The organism is Psychrobacter sp. AH5 (assembly GCF_040371085.1).
Lineage (GTDB): Bacteria > Pseudomonadota > Gammaproteobacteria > Pseudomonadales > Moraxellaceae > Psychrobacter.
On record NZ_JAMBMT010000001.1, the window covers coordinates 212,113 to 232,128 of the forward strand.

The window sequence follows — 20,016 nt, forward strand, 5'->3', positions numbered from 1 at the left end:
ATAAGAGTTTTAAATAAGGGTTTCGATTTTAGCAGGTTTTTTTATCAGTGTACGAGTGTAAACATAAACTATAAGACTAAATTAATAGTTTTTAGTCAGATAAATGCTCCATCATCTTGCTAGGCATTTGTCCAAAATGACTATTTAATAAGCTATTTATCTCATTTTCAATCTTTTAACTCTCATTTTTTATAAAAACTCAGCTATGGTACGCGAGACAATTTATGCAGATTTTGTACAGAGGTATGACAAAATATTACACATAGTCAGACTTAGCCATTCATAATAGTAGCGAATATAAAGTAATCGCGGTAACTAAAGCAATAAACAAAGCTAAAAACCAATAAGCTATTTTTTTATTTTTATCGTAGTTAAGCTTTTAGTTTATCTGAATAAGAGACGTTTTTAAGTTAAAGCTTATTTTGGATTATAGAAGTTAGCATTTAAATAAAATAGCATCTTTTTTTACTAAAATTATATAAGATAATTCATTTAACTTGAGAGGATATATTTATGCGTAATCAACTTATGATTGTAGCAGTAGCATCAGGCCTAGCCCTTAGCGGTTGTACTACCGATCCTAACACGGGGCAACAGCGTTTGAATAAAACGGCTCTTGGCACCTTAGCAGGGGCGACAGGCGGCGCGGTTATCTCAAAAGCTACCGGTGGCGAAAAAACAGGCCGTGACGCGGCTATTGGTGCTGCATTAGGTGCAGGTGTGGGCTATTATATGGAGCGTCAAGCCAAGCAGCTTGAGCAGCAAATGGCTGGAACGGGCGTTACTGTTGAGCAAAACCCAACTACTGGTAACATTGATTTAGTTATGCCAGGTAACATCACCTTTGCATTTGATGATGCTACTTTGAGCTCGTCTTTCAAGCCAACGCTTGATAAATTAGCGGCGACTATGAACCAATATAACAAGACAACCGTCAATATCGCAGGTCACACGGATAGCCGAGGCGCAGCTTCTTATAACATGGGTCTCTCAAAAGATCGCGCTTATTCAGTAGCGAACTATTTAAGTGCTCGCGGTGTCGCTTCTAACCGTATCAACGTGGTAGCTTACGGTGAGTCGCGTCCAATCGCTACTAATGATACTGATTATGGTCGTCAACAAAACCGCCGTGTTGAGCTAACTATTAACTCTCCACAAAGCGTCAACTAATCATTGACTTAAAGTAGTAGCATTTTATTAACAGATAGATTAATTATTTAAAGAAGCCAACGCTATGTTGGCTTTTTTTGGTTTTATAAGTAGGTTTAGCCGCTTATTTGAGGTTTGACCAGATAGATAAAATAAGTAGCCACTGATAATGATTGTATAAATTACCATTTGATAATAGTTATCAATAACACTATAATTCGCAAAGACAATTTTTTACTTTTTATCCCATTTATACTTTATTAAGGATGCTCATGATTATCAAAACCGCTACGAGCCGTAGAATTCTGCCCACTACTTTAGCGGCGACTCTGGCAGCAATGCTAACGATATCAGGCTGTACCAAGCAAAACGAGGAAGTCGCTACTGCTGATACCTCAGCGCAAACACAAGATAGTCAAAGCGCTCAGAGCGCAACTGCCGAGCAAGCTAATCTGGATAGATTGTTATTGAGTTATGCAGATATGGCGCACGCCGCTTACAAAGACTCGTTAGAAGAGGCCAAAAAGCTACAGGCTGCGGTCAATACTTATGTCGATGAGCCAACTGAGGCCAATCTTGAAGCAGCAAAAGCGGCTTATAAAGCGGCGCGTCAGCCTTATTCACAAACAGAGGTTTTTCGTTTTGATGAAGGTTTTGTTACTGCTAACGATAAGCGTGAGGTAGGTAGCGTCGATGGCTGGGAAGGTCAGGTTAATGCTTGGCCGCTTGATGAGGCGCTAATCGATTATGTTAGTGACGACTATGAAGGCGAATACAATAGTAAAAATAATATCATTAATAGTAATAGCATTACGGTTGGCAGCTTAAACCAAGACACTAGCACTATTACCCCTGAGTTATTAGCCCAGATGAGTGAAATCGGTGGCAGCGAAGCTAACGTTACTACGGGCTATCACGCGATTGAGTTTTTATTATGGGGTCAAGATACCAATGGTGTCGGCGAAGGGGCTGGCAATCGTCCGGTTAGTGACTATATGACTACCGAAGGTCAATGCACTAGTGGCGATACCGTCAATACTGATACAAAGGTATGCGAGCGCCGTGGCCAGTATTTAAAAGCGGCTACTGAGTTATTGGTCGATGATTTGACCGCGATGGAAGCGCAGTGGCAAACGGATAGCGAAAACACTTTACGTAGCGATTTATTAGAGCGCCGAGATAAAAACGCTTTACGTCAAATCATGTATCAAATGGGGAGCTTAGCTCTTGGTGAGCTGGCATCTGAGCGTATGCAGGTCGCTTTTGTGACCGGTTCTACCGAAGATGAGCATGAGTGTTTCAGCGATTTGACGCATCTTAGCTATGCTAATAATGCTCGGGGTATCCAAAACGTCTTTAATGGTAGCTATAAAACCGTGGCGGGCGATAATGTTGGCGGTTATGGCATTAAGCAATACCTAATTGATACTAATAATAAGCCTGCCGCTGATAAGCTAACCGCTGATTTTAAACGCGTTGAAGATGCATTCAATGTGGTAGTTGAAAAGGGCGAAAAAGAAGGTATCAAAGTCGATCAGATGATTGCTACAGTGGGTCAGGCCACCAAGCAGGGTCTAACCGCTGAAGAGCAAAATAAGCGCCGCGGCTGGATTGAAAATGGTATCAATAGTCTACAAGAGCTAACCGCTGGTATTGAGAACGCGGCCAAAGCAGTTGGTATCGATAATCTAGATGCTGATGCAGGTTCGCAGTTTTAGTAAAGTGAGTATCACTTGACAGCTAACTTGCAATTGAGCTCAAAAATATAGCTGCTGAGTCGTTATTATTGAATGAGAATTATTTTCATAACGCCTTAATCTTGTTATACTGCACATTACTATTTATACAACAGGCACGTTGCTAATGACTATTAGTAGCGTGCTTTTTTTATTTAATTATTTTAACTTGTCCCCGCTAAGGGTTTGAGATTAGACGTTCTATATCACACATACTCCTCTATGGAGTGTTAGCAGATAAGGTCACGTTATGAGCACCATCTCCCTTCCACTCAATAAAGTATCACCAGCTATAGTAGTAAGCTTGATGGCCGCTTTAACGTTAGCAGCCTGCCAGCCTAATCAAAATGCCACAGATAACGATGCTATAGCCGACTCAGCGTTATCGGCTGAGCGTACCAAAACTATAGAGAGCTTGGCAGGCGTGCCAATGCAGACTTTAGCTACCTTTGATCCGCAAGAGATTAAGCAAGGTGGTGATACAGGCGTGACGATCACTAGTAGTGAGAGCTACTCTAAGCCATCGTCTAATCTAAGCGCTTCTCGCAAAGGTAGTTTTTTTATTGGCAATGCTTTTTTTAAGCAGCCTTGGGTGATCGCGCCTGCTAGCACCGATAGCCGTGATGGGCTAGGTGCATTATTTAACGTTGCGGCTTGTCAGTCTTGTCATGTCAAAGACGGCCGCGGTCATGCACCGATGACTAGTGTAGACGATGCCGATAGCTTGTTGATCCGCCTAGCTATGCCAGCGACCACTGATGAGCAGCGCGAGCAGCTGCGTAACTCATTAATCGAAAAAGTTGCCCACCCGATGTATGGTGGCCAGCTGCAAGATCGAGGTATTCAAGGTGTGCCTGCCGAAGCACGCATAGCCGTCACTTGGAACGATAAACCAGTCACCTTTGCCGACGGTCATGTCGAGACTTTGCGTGCGCCGACTTTTAAGTTGACTAATCCTGGCTATGGCGATTTTGATGAGCAAATGATGGTATCACCACGAGTTGCTTTACCGATGATAGGATTAGGTCTACTTGAGCAAATCCCGGACGCCGATATAAAAGCTCAAGCAGATAGTGAAGATAAAAATAACGACGGTATTCGCGGTACTTTTAACTGGGTGATGGATCCACAGACTGGCAAAACAGCCCTTGGCCGCTTCGGTTGGAAAGCAGGGCAAACCAAGCTATTGACTCAAAACCAAAGCGCTTTTAATGAAGATATGGGGCTGACTTCAAGAATTCGTCCGGTTGAGTCTTGCACGCCGCTACAAACCGCTTGTCTTAACGCTACTACGGGCGCTGATAATCAAGGTGATGGCAAGTCGCCCGTTGAAGTCAGTGACGAAGTTGCTAAATTTGTTGAGTTTTATACCCGTAATTTAGCGGTACCGCATCGCCGTGATGCGGATAATGAGCTGGTACTCGCTGGTAAAAAGCGCTTTTATGATATGGGTTGTCAAAGCTGTCATACGCCTAGATATCAGTTACCAAAAACTGATGATGATCATCTTGAGCAGCATGGCCAAGTGATTTATCCTTATACCGATTTATTGCTTCATGATATGGGCGATGACTTAGCCGATCGGACTATCGCTGGCAAGCTGCCACCCAAAAGCGCGCAAGTTGAGTTTCTAGCCAATTCTTATCAGTGGCGTACTCCAGCATTGTGGGGTATAGGGCTGGCCCAAACGGTCGATCCGCAAGCGACGTTTTTGCATGATGGGCGCGCGCGTACCTTGATGGAAGCGGTGCTTTGGCATGGCGGCGAGGCACAAAAACAACAACAAAAAGTATTAAAGCTTGATAAACAAGGCCGAGCTGAGCTCAATGCCTTTCTAAAATCGCTATAGCGATAAAAGGATTATCTTATCTTTAAAATTTACATTTATCTTTGATTATTAACTTAATAAATTGAGTAAAACTTACCGAGAAATCTATGAGAATAAACCCTGCTTTAGCTATGGCACTATCCGCTTTGAGTGCTGGCATCCTTATCAGCTGCGTCAAGCCTGCCGAAGAAAACAAAGTGCCTGATAACGACACTCAAGAAGTAGCGCCGCAAGATACTGCAGTACCCGCTAATACTACTACAGAGCAAATCACCCCGGTAGAGATAAGCGCTGAGACCGAAAGCACTTATCTAACCCATGTGGCTAATGAAATCGTCATTCCAGCTTATGCTGATGCTGCTAAGCAAAGCACTATCTTGCACGACTTGGCTCAAAATCACTGCCAGCAAGCGCCAGTCACGGGGGAAGAGCTGCAACAGCTACGTGAGCAGTGGCTAGTGTTGGCGCAAGCATGGGCTAGCGCTGAGATGATAAATTTTGGCCCGGCTACGATGAGTATGAGCAACTTGTATATCAATTATTATCCTGATGAGCGCGGTTTAGTTCATGGCGGCGTTGCGGATCTGATAGCGGCTAATCCTAAGCTAACCAAAGAGCAGCTCGCTGACGAGAGCGCTATTGTACAAGGAGTTCCTGGTCTAGAAGAAGCTTTATACGCGAATGAAAGTCTTGATGCTGGGCAGTGTGCTTATGTCATGAGTGCCAGTAGCGCTTTGGCTGATCGTCTAAAATCGATTGAAAATAACTGGAAAAGTAATGCCACCGAGCTATTGGCTATCGACAAAACAGCCGAGAGCGATCAAGGCCTAAACCAATGGTTCAACTCGTTGCTATCACTCATTGAGACTATGAAATCAAGCGCTATTGATCAGCCCTTAGGACTGAGCGGTAAAGCCAAAGGCCACGTACCTGCCGCTACCGCTGGCCAGAGCCGTGCGATCATCAATGCCAAGCTAGCTACGCTGAATAAAGCGCTGACTGATCCAGTATTGAGCGCTATCTTGAATAGTAACGCAGAGAGTCAAGTCGGCGATGAGCTATCGACTGCGTTGGCAGAGGCCACCACCTTATTAGCGCAAATGCCAGAAGATATCACGCAAGCGGATAAAGCTGAGCAACAGCAGCTGCTTGAGCAATTAGCTAAAATCACGCGAGTCATCAAACGACAACTGATTCCAACGCTTGGCATTCGGGTGGGTTTTAATAGTACCGATGGCGATTAGCGGTTATTTTTTGATCGATAGTACTTTGATCGATAGTACTTTGCTTAATAGTAAATAGTACAGTTAGTAGTCATGTTGGTAATGCTAGTTATAAGGGTTTAACGCGATGGATAATTATAAAGAGTCTAAAAGTCTATCAGTGCCAGAGAACACAGCAGCTAGTTTAGCAAGTGGCCTGCTAGGTACTATGTCAGCTACGATAACGGCTACGGCCGCTTTAGTAGGTATTCACCATTACTATCGTAAAAAGCAGCAGCCCCAAGCGCGTTTGTATGACTATTTGACTGGCGTTAATGCGCAATTAGGCTCGCTATCAACGGCAACCCTACCGCGCTTGCAGCACAGCTATCAGCAGGCCAAGCACGCTTATCTACACTACAACGAAAAGAGTTTTGAGGGCGATGTTGCAGCGACTACCGCTACCAGCTCCAATTTAGCAGCGCTGCATACCACCACTATACTGCCGCGCCCAGTCTGCTGGGTAAGTGGGGTGGCCGCTATGCCTAAAGGGTTACCTACCCATAGTGACTATATAGACCAAAGCACAGACCAAAACGATTTTGGCGTTGTTGGTATCGATGCTGATCGGCAGCTGGTTTGGCAAACCACTATGCCCGAGCGCGTCCATGACATCGTGGTACAGCCTATCGATAATAATTCTAAAAGTGTTCAATCGCGTCATGTAGTGGTGATGGGTCGCCGCCCAAGCGCGCGCTTTTGGGTATTAGATACCGCTACTGGTGAGGTAAAGCATGCTATCAAAGCGGCGTCAGAGCGTCATTTTTATGGTCATGCCTGCTACAGTTTAGATGGCTCAAAATTGTACGTCACTGAAAACGATACCGTTAGTTTGGATGGTAAAGTCGGTATTTATGACGCTATTAATGATTATCAAAAAATTGCTGAATTTGACTCCTATGGGATCGGCCCGCACGAGCTGATTATGCATCCTGACAGCGAGACTTTGATCGTTGCAAATGGCGGTATTAAGACCGAGCAAGCCTCACGCGAGGAGCTGAACTTAGATAGTATGCGCCCCTCACTGGTCTATATTAATCGGCATACAGGCGAGCTACTAGAACAAATAACGCCTGAGCACAATCAGATGAGTATTCGTCATCTAGCCATACATGATAATAGTACGGTGATGATTGGCATTCAGTTCCAAGGCGAGAAACATATCAATGTGCCGTTAGTGCTGACTCATCAACGCGGCGATAAAGCATTTACCCCGCTAATTATGCCTAATAATCAATGGCAACGCTTCCATCAGTATATTGCTAGCATGGCGGTCGATAACGAGCGTAATCTGCTTTGTGTCACGACTCCTATCGGTGGCTGCGCGGCGATTTATGACTTAACCACTTATAAACTTATCGATTCCATAACTTTACCTGATTGCGCTGGAGCGTCAGTCATGACTGTCAGTGACAAAAACAGCCTGCATAAATTAAAAACGCCTATAAGTATGGCGGAGAGCGCCAATGACGCGAGCTACTCAAATGATAAGCTCAGTGGCTTTATCGTTAGTGACGGGCAAGGGCAGCTGACTGCTTTGTACGCTAATAGCTCAATGGCTTATAGCTCTAATATGGAGAAAAACCCAATTATTTATAGCGATAGCAAAACGCATAAAATGTCTTTTGACAATCATTTGCAGGCGCTTTGATGAGCTTGCTTTATGTCTAGCCAAAATATATCGGCAAGCGTTATGACGCCTCTACTACAAAGCGCTATTGAGCGTTTAGCAGCGGCTAATATTGAGCTGCATATTAGTAAAAAACGCGTTAAGAATATCAACTTTCGCTTAACCCCTAATCTATTAGCGGTCTCTGTTCCCGTCTCTATTAGTGCGACTCAAATAGCGCCGTTCGTTGATAAGCGCGTCTCATGGGCGCTAGCTTATCATCAACAAGTACTTGATACTTATCAGCGTAAGCAACAGTCGCAAGTCAGTTTAGCCAAATCTTCTGAGCCGCTATGGTTATGGGGAGAAGAGCAAGACTTCACTCTCAGTTATGAAGAGAAAATCGCTTTTTATCGTCAGCAACTAGCGCATGTGATGCCAGAATTATTTGACAAATGGCAGCCGATAGTCGGTGCTCAGGCAAAAGAGACTCGCATTAAAAAGATGCATACGCGTTGGGGCAGCTGTAACACGCGCGCAGCTCGTATCTGGTTATCGGTTTATTTGCCAGCTTATCCAGTAGAATGCAGCGAATACGTCATCGTTCATGAATTATGTCATCTGCATCACCCCAATCATAGCCGTGCCTTTTGGCAAACGGTGGCCACTGCAATGCCGGATTATCGGCAGTGGCATGATAGGCTAGCAGGTAAAAATGGAAAATTAGACTAAGTATATCAGGATAAGTTATGGACAACGTCAATCAAGCCAATTTTTGGCAACAGCGCTACGAGTCGGACAGTATCGGTTGGGATATGGGTGAGGTCTCACCGCCGCTCAAAGCTTATATCGATCAACTACCTAACGGCGCTAAGCATGACGCCATTTTAGTACCCGGAGCGGGCAATGCTTATGAAGTTGGCTATCTGTATGAGCAAGGCTTTACCAATGTGACGCTGGTTGATTTTGCGCCTGCGCCAATCACAGATTTTGCTAAGCGCTATCCTGATTTTCCTAAAGATCAGCTAGTTTGCGCCGATTTTTTTGAATTGTCTCCTAATCAGTATAAGTTTGACTGGATACTTGAGCAGACTTTTTTTTGTGCGATAAATCCGCAGCGCCGTGACGAGTATGTACAGCAGATGGCACGATTGTTAAAGCCAAAAGGTAAGCTGGTAGGATTACTATTTGATAGGGATTTTAGCGGTAATCAGCCGCCATTCGGTGGTCATCTTGAAGAGTATCAGCAGCGTTTTGAGACGCATTTTGCGATTGAGATTATGCAGCCTTGCTATAATTCGCATCCGGCTCGCCAAGGTAGTGAGCTATTTATCAAACTGCGAGCGAAGTAATCTCACGCTCAATATTATCACGCGCCTGCGCCTCTAAGCGCTGATAATAGTCAGTAAGATAGAGCCTAGGACGCGCTAATAATTGTGCTAATACTTTGGTTCGACCTAGACGATAATCCGCTTGGGTAACATGAGCATACTCTTGGCGTACCGCTTTGGCGTAGCGCGCATACTCAGGCCAAGGCGCGCCTAAAATACTTAAATCCATATCTAATAGATAAGCAGCATCAAGATTAGGTTTATCCTTAATTTGATGGTCGGCGGTCATTATGATTAAGCTATAAATACCTCTAAGTTGTTCAGCGTTTAGATAGGGGCTTAATACCTTGACAGCATATTCAGCGCTTTTTAATTCGTTATCATCACGCTGAGGATGATAAATGACATCGTGGTAAAACAGCGCTAAAGCGATGATAGACGGCTGTTGTAGCTTATCTTTGATCTGCTCAAATTCAGCAAAAAGCTGCTGCAGATGCGCTAGCGTATGATAAGCGCGGAGAGGCTCACTATAACGACTAACGATATCTTGCCAAAGCGATTTTAGCTCTATAAGCGAGATATTATTATCAATAGCCTTTAGATACTGCCTAAAGACTTTGCTAAGATCAGCATAAGTTTGTAACCTGTCTATCATATCGGCTCTAACCCTTATTAGCCGCCTCTACTAAAGCTTGTTTAAAGACATTGCCAAGTAGATTGACATCATCAACACGGGCATAATTTAGGCGCGTGACAAAGGCAATATGGCGATGCGGGCCTGCCTCAGCTAGTGGCACAGCAACCGCATTTTGATTTTGCAAGTGTAGCTGATCTAAGGCCATCTCAGGGACTAAAGTCGTGCCCATATTAGCAAGCGCCATCTGAATCAAAGTATTTAAGCTGGCATCAGAAAAGCTTGATTTCATCTGTTCGCGATCAAAATGACAAACGGATAAAGTCTGATCGGTTAAGCAATGACCTTCGCCTAAGAGCATCAAATTAGCTGTGGTCAGCTCATCAGAATTGATACTAGCGAGCTTGGCATGGATATCATCTTTTGGGAATACCGCAAAAAAGTTCTCGGCCCAAAACTCAAAGCTATGCAGACCATCGACCGCGTAAGGTAAGGCAATAATAGCGGTATCAATATGACCGTAGCGCACTTGCTCAAGTAAGCGCTCCGTTTGTTGCTCAATGATAGTCATACGAAATTCAGGATAATGTGCTCGAAGCGCGGGCAAAACTTTAGGCAATAGATAAGGCGCGATAGTTGGAATAATACCGACCGTCATTGGATAAGTCAGCGGGGTTTGGTGGCTTTGCGCGCGAGTAGTCAAGTCATTGACCTCAGAAAATATCCGCTGCGCCCGGGTCAAGATATCTTGACCGATAGGGGTGATCAGCACTTGCTTGTTGTTACGCTCAAATATCTGCGTATCAAGCTGCTTTTCAAGCTCCGCTATGCCTAAGCTTAGTGCAGACTGCGAGATATTGCAGTCTTCAGCGGCGCGTTTGAAATGACGATGTTTGGCCACCGCTAAGGCGAATTCAAGTTGACGTAGGGTGATCATATAGGCTCTCTTTGGTTGATTTTTATTAAAAATATTAGCATTTTTTAGTAATGAGTAAAGATAGAATCATCGAAGATTTACGCGACCTTGCCTGATGAGTAACAGCAGATAGAATAGTTTAACAAGATTAATAAAACAAAACATCAAATTAAAAACTTTTAACTGGATTAACTATAGAATTGGCGTATAGTTTGTCCTGTAACCCAGATAAATCGATAGTAAGTTGCTAATAAAAAGTTGCTAACAAATAGCAAAAGTAGTTTTGTTTAAAGCGCTATTTTAGGAGAGTTATTAGCCAACGTTACTATCTCTATTAACCCTAAACTTAACAAAAAAGGAGCCACACATGGCCGCTATTATTAATCAAGAAATTCCAGAATTCTCAACCGAAGCTTTTGTTAATGGTGAGTTCAAAACCATTACCTCAGAAGATGTTAAAGGCAGCTGGGCAGTCTTCATGTTCTATCCACATGACTTTACTTTCGTTTGCCCAACAGAATTAGAAGACATGGCAAATCACTACGAAGAGCTAAAAGAGCTTGGCGTAGAAGTTTACTCAGTATCTACGGATACGCATTTTGTGCACAAAGCATGGCATGACTCTTCAGAAGCTATTGGTAAAGTCACTTTCCCAATGTTAGGCGACGGTACGGGTAAAATCACTCGCGGTTTTAACATCATGATCGAAGAAGACAACGCTGCTCTTCGTGGTACTTTCATCGTTGATCCAGATGGCCTAATCAAAGTTGCTGAGATCCATGATCTAGGTATTGGCCGTAGTGCAAAAGACGTCGTGCGTAAAATCAAAGCGGCACAATATGTCCGTGATAACGACGGTGAAGTTTGCCCAGCAGCATGGGAACAAGGTCAAGCAACGCTTAAGCCAAGTCTTGATTTAGTTGGTAAAATCTAACCTGTTAGATTCATCATTTACAGAGCTTTATAGTATGGGTTATTGCCCTTAAACGGCTAAAACCCATAGTATTTATTAAGACCCCATCAGCTATAGTTGATGGGGTCTTTTTATTTTACATCTCATCTACAGGTTGAAACCAGATTTTACCAACAGCGTGTTTTAAGGTATTTATGCTAATAACAAGCTTCAAGAGACAAAAAGAGAGCTAAAAAGCTATAGGTTATTTAGTGTTAGGTCTTAGAATATAGGAGTAAAATCATGACGGATCAATCAGCAAATAAAGACTTTCCAAAGCAGCAGCAGTCGCTACCCGGCTCGCAGCAACAGCAGCACCCAAGCCCCGAAGTGTTACCGCGCGACTATCCAAATGGTAAGCTCGCTGGCAAAGTGGCTATTGTCACAGGCGCCGATAGTGGAATTGGGCAGGCCGTCGCTATTTTATTTGCCAAAGAAGGCGCGGATGTCATCGTAAGCTACCTTTGTGAAGATGAAGACGCAAAAGTAACTAAAGAGCATATCGAGTCTTATGAGCGCCGCTGTCTACTAGTCGCCTCAGATTTAGCAAAAGAGTCCAATTGTAAAGCGCTTGTAGACAAGGCAATTACTGAGTTTGGTCATATTGATATCTTAGTCAATAATGCCGGTCGACAAGTGGAGCAGCAAACGCTATCAGATATCAGTACTCAGCAGCTTGACAAGACCATTCATACTAACTTTTATCCGCACTTTTGGCTCAGTAAATATGCACTAGAGCATATGTCAGCGGGCAGTAGCATTATTAATACTACCTCAATCACTGCCTATCGCGGCAGCGATCATCTGATGGATTACGCTGCGACTAAAGGCGCAATCTTATCCTTCACCCGCGCTTTGGCTAATAATTTGATGAGTAATAATAAAGGTATTCGCGTTAATGGAGTCGCGCCAGGACCAATTTGGACGCCGCTAATCGTCGCATCATTCACCCCCGATGAGATTGAAGAGTTTGGAAAGAGCTCCCCTATGGGACGTGCCGGTCAACCTAATGAAGTCGCGCCAGCTTATTTATACTTAGCAAGCGATGATGCCAGTTACGTGACAGGACAGGTCATCCACGTCAACGGCGGAGAGATAATCGGCGGCTAACAAAGCCTAAAAGCTCGCTACGGTTTATCAATACTATGGTTAATGATAAATGGTAGCGAGTTTTTAAAATATAGCTTACTAAAAAACAGGTGGGAGAGAAGAGCTATACTTTATTTTTATCGATTATCCTATAGATCTCGTCTTTGAGCTGCAGCTTACGGCGCTTCATCTGCTCAATCTCATCATCACAGCTGGCTTGCTTGACCCGATCTTTCTCAAGCCTATTAATTTGCTCATCGAGCTGAGTATGTTCATCAAAGATAACCGCAAAGTGGCTATCTTTTTGTTTTAGCTCATTAATGATCTCTTTATTATCTTGTAAGGTATCTGTTTTTCTCATAGGTTCATCCTTGTAGTTAATCGCTGACTTAGCGCTTGTCACTATAGCCAAATATAATCCTTGTGCTCATCATAGTACTATCAACATACTAAAAACATCAAAACTATATCCGCTATCTCTTAAAGCTTTTCAGCCTAAGTTTTTACTATTGAGCACAAGCATAGCAGCATAACTTTAATCTTTTGATAGTATTGTGCTTATTGATTGTAGCGAAATAAATCTATGTGTTAAAGCGGCCCATCCTGACTGCAGCGCTCATAAATATATTTATAAAATAATAATATTAATGTTTAACGATTGGTTTTATAAAACATATCCTTTGAGTTTATCCGCTTGTCGTCACTCTTAAAACCTCCGATAATAGAGCCATCAAAGAGTGATAGTAAGCCATTTAGAGCCTATTAACTCAGTTAACTATCCACTTTAACTCTTTAACCTATTATTATCTAAATTATAAAAATGAGGATTTATCATGTTAGATCAAAGTTTATTAGACGCCGTAAAAAGTTATAGCGAAAATATGACTCGTCCTATTAGTTTTGTATTAGGCACAGGCGAGCACGAAAAGCGTAGCGAATTAGTCGATTTTTTGACTAAAATCGCCGGTACTACTGAGAAGATTAATTTTGAGGTAGATAACGTTGATTATATCGATAGTAGCTTGCCAAGCCCGATTAGTTTTGCGGTGCGTAGTCACGTTGATAGCGAGATAGTCGATAACGGTATTGTCTTTAGTGGTATTCCGGGTGGTCACGAATTCACCTCACTGATTTTAGCTATTTTGCAGGCTGGCGGTCATAAACTAAAGCTTGATGAAGGCATTCAAAAGCTAGTCAAACGCTTTAATAAGCCGCTAGAGTTTCAGACTTATGTGTCGCTATCTTGCCATAGTTGTCCAGAAGTGGTGCAAGCGTTAAACCAGTTCTCACTGCTAAACGAAGGCATCAGTAACGAGATGATCGATGGCGCGCTATTCCAAGAACAAGTAGAAGCCAATAATATCCAAGGCGTACCAGCGGTATTCTTAAATGGTAAGCCTTTTGCTAATGGTCTTATCGATACTGCTAAGCTGATTGAAAAGCTGCAAGAGCAATTTCCTGACTTGTTAGAAGGTAGTAGCGATGACGCAGAGCAATTAGAGCAGCAAGATGTCACTATCATCGGTGCCGGTCCTGCTGGCGTTGCCGCCGCAATTTATACCGCCCGTAAAGGTCTGAAAGTAACGATGGTTGCGGATCGTATCGGTGGTCAGGTCAAAGATACCCAAGATATTGAGAACTTGATCTCTGTGCCGTTAACCACCGGTACGCATCTATCGGCGGACTTTGAAAAGCATCTGCAAGAGTACAATATTACTCTCAAGCAGCACGTGACGGTCAAAGAGATCGGTGAGACTAAAGATGAGAATTACAGTATTCATCTAAACACCGGCGAGCAGTTTGAAACGCGTAGTATCATCCTAGCGACTGGCGCGCAGTGGCGTAAGCTTGGCGTACCGGGTGAAGAAGAAAACGTCGGTAAAGGCGTGGCATATTGTGCGCATTGTGACGGGCCTTTCTTTAAAGGTAAAGAGATCTCAGTGATCGGCGGTGGTAACTCAGGAGTTGAGGCGGCGCTTGACTTGGCAGGTATTGTTAAGCACGTGACGGTTCTTGAATTCGCTGATGAGCTAAAAGCAGATCAGGTGCTCATTAATAAGGCCAAAGAAAAAGCAAATATCGAGTTTATCACTAGTGCGGCGACCAAAGAGATCAAAGCGACTGATGGCAAGGTTAGCTCTATTGTCTTTGAAGATCGCAAAACTGGCGAGACTCATGAGCGCGATTTGGCTGGGGTATTTGTACAGATTGGCTTGGTGCCAAATACTGATTTTATCAAAGGTTTTGTCGATCTAAACCGCTTTGGCGAGATTGAGATTGACGAGAAATGCCGTACTGATCGCAAAGGTATCTTTGCTTGTGGGGATGTAACCACTGTGCCATTTAAGCAGATTAATATTGCTATGGGCGAGGGTTCTAAAGCCGCGCTAAGTGCTTTTGAGTATTTGGTAATGCAATAAACTATCTGCTCTAATAATTTAAATAAGCAATCCAAAAGACCCTCTTATAAGTTAAGAGGGTCTTTTTTGTGCCTTTTATTTTTATTCCTTATTACGAATCAAAGCGATCACTGGTATAGCTACTATATACATCAGCACCCCGTAGACAGCGGCGGGTAAGGCGATAGCTGGCAGGCCTGCAGTTGTTGCCATAATGATGGGCGCTAAAGTAATAGCGGTGGTGCTGTTTTGGATACTGGTCTCTATCGAGATGGTCTTGGTATCGAACCAGCTGAGCCTCAATAGTCGAGCTATTTTATAGCCTTGATAAATATATCGAAACAAGTTTTGAGAGCGCTTTATCCTTGTGCTCATAACCTTTAAATAAACGATAGCATAAGAAAAGGATATTTGACTAATTTAACCTCTGCCCTAGTAATCAAACTTTTATTAAGCCTATAAAAAACGCCTATCTAAATCTAGATAGGCGTTGCTGTTTTGTCCAGTGATAATTTTAATTAGCTTACTTTTTAATCATCTTAATCATCTAATAAATCCATCTGCTTAGCGGCTTCATAGATACCCGTTGAGCGATTACCGGTACGGCAGAATATCAAGATGGGCTGCTCAGCTTGATTAAAAAAGTCTGCAAACTCTTCAACGTGACTTTGATTAAGCTCATTACCAGCAAATAATACTTCTTTATAAGCCAATCCGGCATCGATAGCAGCAGCCTCAATATCGGCGTTGGCAGGTTGACCCGGTTCTTCACCGTCAGGACGATTATTGATAATGGTTTTAAAGCCATTCTCGGCAATCATGGGCACTTGATCAGGGGTGATTTGTCCGGTAATACTGATTTGATGGCTCATACGAGCTCCTTTTTTATTGTTTATATAAAGAATTTAATTGCTTAATATAGTCAATTCACTCTAAAAATGGTATAGCGCTGCTGGGATGAATTTTGCGCAGCCTCTGTGATAACAGCACGCCAGTAAAATTTATACCAGTAGCGCGTTTAAATTTATAACAATTTTACTTTGAGCTGGCTATAAAGTAAGTCAATAGGGTAGGCCGAATAGCGGTAGAATAAAAGATAAGCTATGTAAATTTTATAATAATCCTTGCATCAAAGCGCTTTGATATAAGAGTTTGGCACGCGCGCCAGTCCCACAAAACAGCAGTATCGGCTTGGGAAAAGCATGATAAAAGCTAGTAAACTGCTCAACCGTCATCATACTCAAGCGCTCATCATCAAAGGGCAGATGCTGATAAACCAAATTCGCTTGCTTAGTAGCCGTTTCCAAATCAAGGCTTGTTGGCTGAGTGATATGCTCGTCATCAGGACGAATATTGATAATCGAGCGATAGCCAAGCTCAGCAAGCTTAGCGCACTGCACCGGATAGATTTGTTTATAGATAGTCAGATCATTAGTCATAAAAGGCATCGAAGATTTAAAAAAAGGAGTGCTAAGGTCGAATGTTCAACAGACCCTAATAAAGATAGCAAATCTATAATAACAATAAAGCGCTCAGATTACCTAAAAAGTTGAATTAATTCGCCAAAAGATCATGGAGCCTAAAGTCTTAATATAGTTAGTACGAAATAAAATCGATACACTAATATTAATCGTGCAACTGGTATAAATTTTCCTTGCGTGCTGTGTCTACGCTGACAGAGGCTGCGCAAAATTTATTCCAGCCGCACTGTATCGGTTTTAAAGTGAATCAACTATAGGTAAGATCAGATTTAGATGTCTTTTAGCGCGTTTACCGCATCAATAGTACTTAGATATACTTGTCCTGAGAGCTCGGTGATCAGCGGAGTATGTTCGATATTATCCATTACTGGCCCTTTGATAAAGCTAAAATGCAGATGCTTATCTTGCGCGACTAGCTCTTTATTTAAAGTAATTAACATCTCTTGCGCGGTTAGATCGATATGATTGACCGCCGACATGATCAAGATAATCTCTCGCGCTTCACTGTAGTCTTTAGTCGCTTGTAAGATACGGCGATGGATCGACTCGCTGTTGCCAAAGAACAAGCTCTCATCGATACGTATCATCAGTAGATGCTGATAAGTGATCACGTCATGGCGATGAATATTGCGAAAGTGACCAGTTTCAGCCAGTTGTCCGACAATAGCTACGTGCGGATGACTCGATTGCCAAATAAGGCTAGCAAAAGACACCATAAGGCCGATAACTAAGCCCGTATTTAATCCAAAAATTAACACACCGATGAAGGCGGCAAAAAAGCTAGCGGCATCTAGACGATCGCGCTGCCAAGCTGATCTTAGAGTTGCAAAATCGATCAGGCCAATAATAGAGGCCATAATAGTCGCGCCCAATATCGCATAGGGGAGAGGAGCAAGGGCGTTACCAAAGAATATTAGTGCGGCGATCATTACTATCACAGTGACTAGGCTAGCGACTGGCGTTTTAGCGCCAGAATCGGCATTGATAGCGGTTCGCGAAAAACCGCCCGCTACTGCAAAGCTCTGAAATAGACCGCCAGCTATATTAGCTAGCCCCAATCCTGTCAGCTCACGATTGGCATCGAAGCTCTCATCACGTTGACGAGCGTAAGTGCTGGCAACCGAGCTACTAGAGACAAAGACGATCAGCGCCATCAGTCCGGCGGTCGGCAGTAAGTTTGCCGCTTCACGAAAATCTGGAATATATGGCAGCGTAAAGCTTGGTAACCCCTGCGGAATACTACCGATAGTCGCCACTCCAAACGATGACCACTGCAGTACGATACTTAGCACAATAGCTACCAGCAAAAGTAGTAAAGGAAATAGGCGCTCAGCCCACTTAGCGTAGCTTGCCGATAGCCATGAGCGCCATACCCACTGGTTGCCATAGCGATTGGTAATCAATAATCCAAAAGAGACGAGACCGATAGCTAAAGTTAGCGGATGTAGCTGTGCTAAGTAAGCCTGCAAGCTTGATAAATAGCCTATTAAGCTATTACCTGTGACTGGAATGGCAGTGACATACTTTAGCTGGCTGACAAATATCAGCACTGCCGCCCCACTGATAAAACCCGCTGAGACGCCGCGACTGATAAACTGCATAATCCAGCCAAGCTTTAACCAGCCTGCAATCGATAGCAGCGCTCCTACCATCAAAGCGAGCAAGCTTGCCATTAGCACGTATTGCTGAGCACCTTGATCGGCATAGGCATGTAGGGCGCTAGCGGTCATGATAGCGGTGATAGCTACCGGGCCAACTGCCTGTACATTACTGGAGCCTATCCAAGCATAGACGATGACCGGCACGATAGCAGCGTACAGCCCGTACACAGGAGGCAAGCCTGCAAGCACCGCATAACCCAAGCTTTGGGGAATAACTAAGATGCCAACCACAATACCGGCGATAACGTCAGTGGATAGCTCTGCTAACTGGTAGCGACGCAGCCAAGCTGGTATTAGACGAGTGGCAATAGAGGACATATCAGTACGTCAGTATCCTAACAATATCTTTTAATAATCTATAAAATTAAAGCCATTTAAATCATTTAATTGGCTTAGTCATCTTTAGCGCAAAAACGCTGATACAGTAGCTGTAGTACTGCCAGAGCATCCTCACTTGCGATACTATAGTAGATCTGTTTGCCCTCGCGGCGAGTCGCCACCAGCTCATCTTTACGTAGGATACCTAACTGCTGCGAGAGGCTTGGCTGCCCGACGCCAACCAGCGTCTCAAGCTCACCGACGCAGTATTCTCCTTGGGTCAGCTGACACAGTAATAATAAGCGATCAGGATGCGACAGTGATTTTAGTAACTGGCTGGCCTGCTGCGAGGATTGCTGCATCTGCTTGGCTAGATCTGTCGGTGTAAAGTCGCTGTCATCATTACTTGTAGCTATATCTTTTATATCTTGATTGGTCATTGTAGTATCTGCATTTATAGAGGAATTATTCATCGACTCATGAGCATCTACTGTCGATGTCGTCTTGGTTAAGGTAGAGGTAATCAGAATAATCTCCTTAATGAATAATAATTAGTCATAATGATTAAGTGATTTAAATATTGGCGCTAACATTTCTTAAGCTCAGTGTATTTTAGCACTCAATAACTAAGGACGTTTAATAATAAATATTATATCATTAATTACATTATATAAATTGATAAATTGTTATATTTTTGCTATATTGAAATTAACTAATAGTAAGCTAATTATAATAATTAAATATTTTTCATTACAGATTTCAAAGACGAGGTATTTATGCAAGTACATTCTTTTTTACATGGTGATACCGAAACTTATACTCATGTCTTAGCCGATGTAGAGCAGCAGCTGTGTGCGATTGTCGATCCGGTCTTAGATTTTGATGCTAAGTCCGGTCATACCAGTACCGATAGTGTCGATGAGGTGATCGCTTTTGTGCGTAGTCAAGGTTGGCAGCTGGTTTATATCATAGAAACCCATGCTCACGCCGATCATATCTCAGCTGCCCCCCATGTCAAAGAGCAGCTAGGAGGGCAGCTAGTGATGGGCAAATATATCACTGAAGTCCAAAAGATATTTAAGCAAGTGTTTAACTTTGATACCAGTTTCCGTACCGATGCTAGTCAGTTCGATATCTTGACCGATGAAGATAGCGTTTTAGAGCTAGGAGATATCAAAATAACAGTCTTGCACGTACCGGGTCACACGCCAGCAGATATGGCTTATGTGGCAAAGGATAGTGAGAAGCAAGTGGTCTTCACTGGCGATACGATATTTGCTCCAGATGTCGGTACTGCTCGCTGCGATTTTCCTGGTGGCGACGCCAAAACCTTATACCACTCTATTCAAAAGCTATTATCCCTGGATGAAGATACGGTGATGTATCTATGTCATGATTATCCAAGTCAAGGGCGTCAGCACTGTCCAAGCACTACGGTTAGGGCACAAAAGCAAAGCAATATTCACGTCAAAGACGGCATTAACGAGGCAGAATTCGTACAGATGCGCGAGCGCCGTGATGCCACCCTTGAGATGCCAAGGCTGATTATTCCTTCTGTACAGGTCAATATCGATGCTGGTAATTTGCCCAAACCGGAAGCTAATGGCACACGCTATCTAAAAGTACCTATTAACGCGCTATAAGCTGATCA

At 43.3% G+C, this 20,016-nt stretch carries 19 protein-coding genes; 11 read left to right on the forward strand and 8 right to left on the reverse strand.

The genetic code is table 11. The features are described from left to right. The first annotated feature begins 513 nt into the window (after window positions 1-513). The 7 genes from M0N77_RS00895 (at window position 514) to M0N77_RS00925 (ending at window position 8,936) form a co-directional block, all read left to right on the forward strand. Window positions 514-1,170 (forward strand): OmpA family protein, encoded by a 657-nt coding sequence (locus M0N77_RS00895; RefSeq protein ID WP_353102671.1) that lies wholly within the window; start codon window positions 514-516, stop codon window positions 1,168-1,170. 251 nt (window positions 1,171-1,421) lie between these two features. Next, a complete protein-coding gene (locus tag M0N77_RS00900; protein WP_353102673.1) occupies window positions 1,422-2,867 on the forward strand; it encodes an imelysin family protein in 1,446 nt (481 codons plus the stop codon). 325 nt (window positions 2,868-3,192) lie between these two features. Continuing rightward, window positions 3,193-4,734 carry a di-heme oxidoredictase family protein gene (locus M0N77_RS00905; RefSeq protein WP_371834207.1) on the forward strand — a complete coding sequence of 514 codons (1,542 nt, stop codon included), beginning with the start codon at window positions 3,193-3,195 and terminating at the stop codon, window positions 4,732-4,734. Window positions 4,735-4,820: 86 nt separating this feature from the next. Continuing rightward, window positions 4,821-5,957 (forward strand): imelysin family protein, encoded by a 1,137-nt coding sequence (locus M0N77_RS00910; protein WP_353102677.1) that lies wholly within the window; start codon window positions 4,821-4,823, stop codon window positions 5,955-5,957. Window positions 5,958-6,063: 106 nt separating this feature from the next. Beyond that, window positions 6,064-7,626 (forward strand): DUF1513 domain-containing protein, encoded by a 1,563-nt coding sequence (locus M0N77_RS00915; protein WP_353102679.1) that lies wholly within the window; start codon window positions 6,064-6,066, stop codon window positions 7,624-7,626. A gap of 12 nt (window positions 7,627-7,638) precedes the next feature. Next, window positions 7,639-8,316, forward strand: a complete 678-nt coding sequence (locus M0N77_RS00920) for a M48 family metallopeptidase (protein ID WP_353102680.1) — start codon at window positions 7,639-7,641, stop codon at window positions 8,314-8,316. Between the two features lie 17 nt (window positions 8,317-8,333). Further along, complete coding sequence (locus tag M0N77_RS00925) at window positions 8,334-8,936, forward strand: methyltransferase domain-containing protein (RefSeq protein ID WP_353102682.1); 603 nt, start codon at window positions 8,334-8,336, stop codon at window positions 8,934-8,936. Here M0N77_RS00925 and M0N77_RS00930 read toward each other — a convergent pair. Then, window positions 8,917-9,570 (reverse strand): hypothetical protein, encoded by a 654-nt coding sequence (locus M0N77_RS00930; RefSeq protein WP_353102683.1) that lies wholly within the window; start codon window positions 9,568-9,570, stop codon window positions 8,917-8,919. The genes M0N77_RS00925 and M0N77_RS00930 overlap by 20 nt on opposite strands. Window positions 9,571-9,577: 7 nt before the next feature. Further along, window positions 9,578-10,486 carry a hydrogen peroxide-inducible genes activator gene (locus M0N77_RS00935; RefSeq protein WP_353102685.1) on the reverse strand — a complete coding sequence of 303 codons (909 nt, stop codon included), beginning with the start codon at window positions 10,484-10,486 and terminating at the stop codon, window positions 9,578-9,580. Window positions 10,487-10,832: 346 nt separating this feature from the next. Here M0N77_RS00935 and ahpC point away from each other — a divergent pair, with 346 nt between their 5' ends. Next, complete coding sequence (ahpC, locus tag M0N77_RS00940; protein WP_058369458.1) at window positions 10,833-11,399, forward strand: alkyl hydroperoxide reductase subunit C; 567 nt, start codon at window positions 10,833-10,835, stop codon at window positions 11,397-11,399. Between the two features lie 261 nt (window positions 11,400-11,660). Continuing rightward, on the forward strand, window positions 11,661-12,527 hold the full coding sequence (locus M0N77_RS00945) for a glucose 1-dehydrogenase (RefSeq protein ID WP_353102687.1): 867 nt from the start codon (window positions 11,661-11,663) through the stop codon (window positions 12,525-12,527). A 103-nt stretch (window positions 12,528-12,630) separates the two neighbouring features. Here M0N77_RS00945 and M0N77_RS00950 read toward each other — a convergent pair whose 3' ends face one another. Further along, complete coding sequence (locus tag M0N77_RS00950; RefSeq protein WP_353102689.1) at window positions 12,631-12,867, reverse strand: DUF465 domain-containing protein; 237 nt, start codon at window positions 12,865-12,867, stop codon at window positions 12,631-12,633. 472 nt (window positions 12,868-13,339) lie between these two features. Here M0N77_RS00950 and ahpF point away from each other — a divergent pair, with 472 nt between their 5' ends. After that, entirely contained in the window at window positions 13,340-14,926 is a 1,587-nt protein-coding gene (ahpF, locus tag M0N77_RS00955; RefSeq protein ID WP_353102691.1) for an alkyl hydroperoxide reductase subunit F, read from the forward strand. A gap of 81 nt (window positions 14,927-15,007) precedes the next feature. Here ahpF and M0N77_RS00960 read toward each other — a convergent pair whose 3' ends face one another. The 5 genes from M0N77_RS00960 to M0N77_RS00980 form a co-directional block, all read right to left on the reverse strand. Beyond that, window positions 15,008-15,280, reverse strand: a complete 273-nt coding sequence (locus M0N77_RS00960) for a hypothetical protein (RefSeq protein WP_353102692.1) — start codon at window positions 15,278-15,280, stop codon at window positions 15,008-15,010. Between the two features lie 164 nt (window positions 15,281-15,444). Next, entirely contained in the window at window positions 15,445-15,777 is a 333-nt protein-coding gene (locus tag M0N77_RS00965) for a TIGR01244 family sulfur transferase (protein WP_353102694.1), read from the reverse strand. Between the two features lie 240 nt (window positions 15,778-16,017). Further along, a complete protein-coding gene (locus M0N77_RS00970) occupies window positions 16,018-16,344 on the reverse strand; it encodes a beta-lactamase hydrolase domain-containing protein (RefSeq protein ID WP_353102696.1) in 327 nt (108 codons plus the stop codon). A gap of 311 nt (window positions 16,345-16,655) precedes the next feature. Then, window positions 16,656-18,365, reverse strand: a complete 1,710-nt coding sequence (locus tag M0N77_RS00975) for a sulfate permease (protein ID WP_353102698.1) — start codon at window positions 18,363-18,365, stop codon at window positions 16,656-16,658. 74 nt (window positions 18,366-18,439) lie between these two features. Then, window positions 18,440-18,727: a metalloregulator ArsR/SmtB family transcription factor gene (locus tag M0N77_RS00980; RefSeq protein ID WP_353105541.1), complete on the reverse strand. Its 288-nt coding sequence runs from the start codon at window positions 18,725-18,727 to the stop codon at window positions 18,440-18,442. 414 nt (window positions 18,728-19,141) lie between these two features. On the opposite strand from M0N77_RS00980, the gene M0N77_RS00985 reads away from it, so the two are divergent. Beyond that, the gene (locus M0N77_RS00985) at window positions 19,142-20,008 is read left to right on the forward strand and encodes an MBL fold metallo-hydrolase (RefSeq protein ID WP_353102700.1); all 867 of its coding nucleotides are present in this window, start codon (window positions 19,142-19,144) and stop codon (window positions 20,006-20,008) included. Window positions 20,009-20,016 lie beyond the last annotated feature (8 nt).

What these genes read in the sequence shown, in the direction of transcription:
- M0N77_RS00975 (WP_353102698.1), bottom strand. Translation starts at nt 18,365, where the DNA reads ATGTCCTCTATTGCCACTCGTCTAATACCAGCTTGGCTGCGTCGCTAC.
- ahpF (WP_353102691.1), top strand. Translation starts at nt 13,340, where the DNA reads ATGTTAGATCAAAGTTTATTAGACGCCGTAAAAAGTTATAGCGAAAAT.
- M0N77_RS00935 (WP_353102685.1), bottom strand. Translation starts at nt 10,486, where the DNA reads ATGATCACCCTACGTCAACTTGAATTCGCCTTAGCGGTGGCCAAACAT.
- M0N77_RS00950 (WP_353102689.1), bottom strand. Translation starts at nt 12,867, where the DNA reads ATGAGAAAAACAGATACCTTACAAGATAATAAAGAGATCATTAATGAG.
- M0N77_RS00895 (WP_353102671.1), top strand. Translation starts at nt 514, where the DNA reads ATGCGTAATCAACTTATGATTGTAGCAGTAGCATCAGGCCTAGCCCTT.
- M0N77_RS00920 (WP_353102680.1), top strand. Translation starts at nt 7,639, where the DNA reads ATGTCTAGCCAAAATATATCGGCAAGCGTTATGACGCCTCTACTACAA.
- ahpC (WP_058369458.1), top strand. Translation starts at nt 10,833, where the DNA reads ATGGCCGCTATTATTAATCAAGAAATTCCAGAATTCTCAACCGAAGCT.
- M0N77_RS00970 (WP_353102696.1), bottom strand. Translation starts at nt 16,344, where the DNA reads ATGACTAATGATCTGACTATCTATAAACAAATCTATCCGGTGCAGTGC.
- M0N77_RS00910 (WP_353102677.1), top strand. Translation starts at nt 4,821, where the DNA reads ATGAGAATAAACCCTGCTTTAGCTATGGCACTATCCGCTTTGAGTGCT.
- M0N77_RS00960 (WP_353102692.1), bottom strand. Translation starts at nt 15,280, where the DNA reads ATGAGCACAAGGATAAAGCGCTCTCAAAACTTGTTTCGATATATTTAT.
- M0N77_RS00930 (WP_353102683.1), bottom strand. Translation starts at nt 9,570, where the DNA reads ATGATAGACAGGTTACAAACTTATGCTGATCTTAGCAAAGTCTTTAGG.
- M0N77_RS00915 (WP_353102679.1), top strand. Translation starts at nt 6,064, where the DNA reads ATGGATAATTATAAAGAGTCTAAAAGTCTATCAGTGCCAGAGAACACA.
- M0N77_RS00980 (WP_353105541.1), bottom strand. Translation starts at nt 18,727, where the DNA reads ATGCAGCAATCCTCGCAGCAGGCCAGCCAGTTACTAAAATCACTGTCG.
- M0N77_RS00985 (WP_353102700.1), top strand. Translation starts at nt 19,142, where the DNA reads ATGCAAGTACATTCTTTTTTACATGGTGATACCGAAACTTATACTCAT.
- M0N77_RS00905 (WP_371834207.1), top strand. Translation starts at nt 3,193, where the DNA reads ATGGCCGCTTTAACGTTAGCAGCCTGCCAGCCTAATCAAAATGCCACA.
- M0N77_RS00945 (WP_353102687.1), top strand. Translation starts at nt 11,661, where the DNA reads ATGACGGATCAATCAGCAAATAAAGACTTTCCAAAGCAGCAGCAGTCG.
- M0N77_RS00900 (WP_353102673.1), top strand. Translation starts at nt 1,422, where the DNA reads ATGATTATCAAAACCGCTACGAGCCGTAGAATTCTGCCCACTACTTTA.
- M0N77_RS00965 (WP_353102694.1), bottom strand. Translation starts at nt 15,777, where the DNA reads ATGAGCCATCAAATCAGTATTACCGGACAAATCACCCCTGATCAAGTG.
- M0N77_RS00925 (WP_353102682.1), top strand. Translation starts at nt 8,334, where the DNA reads ATGGACAACGTCAATCAAGCCAATTTTTGGCAACAGCGCTACGAGTCG.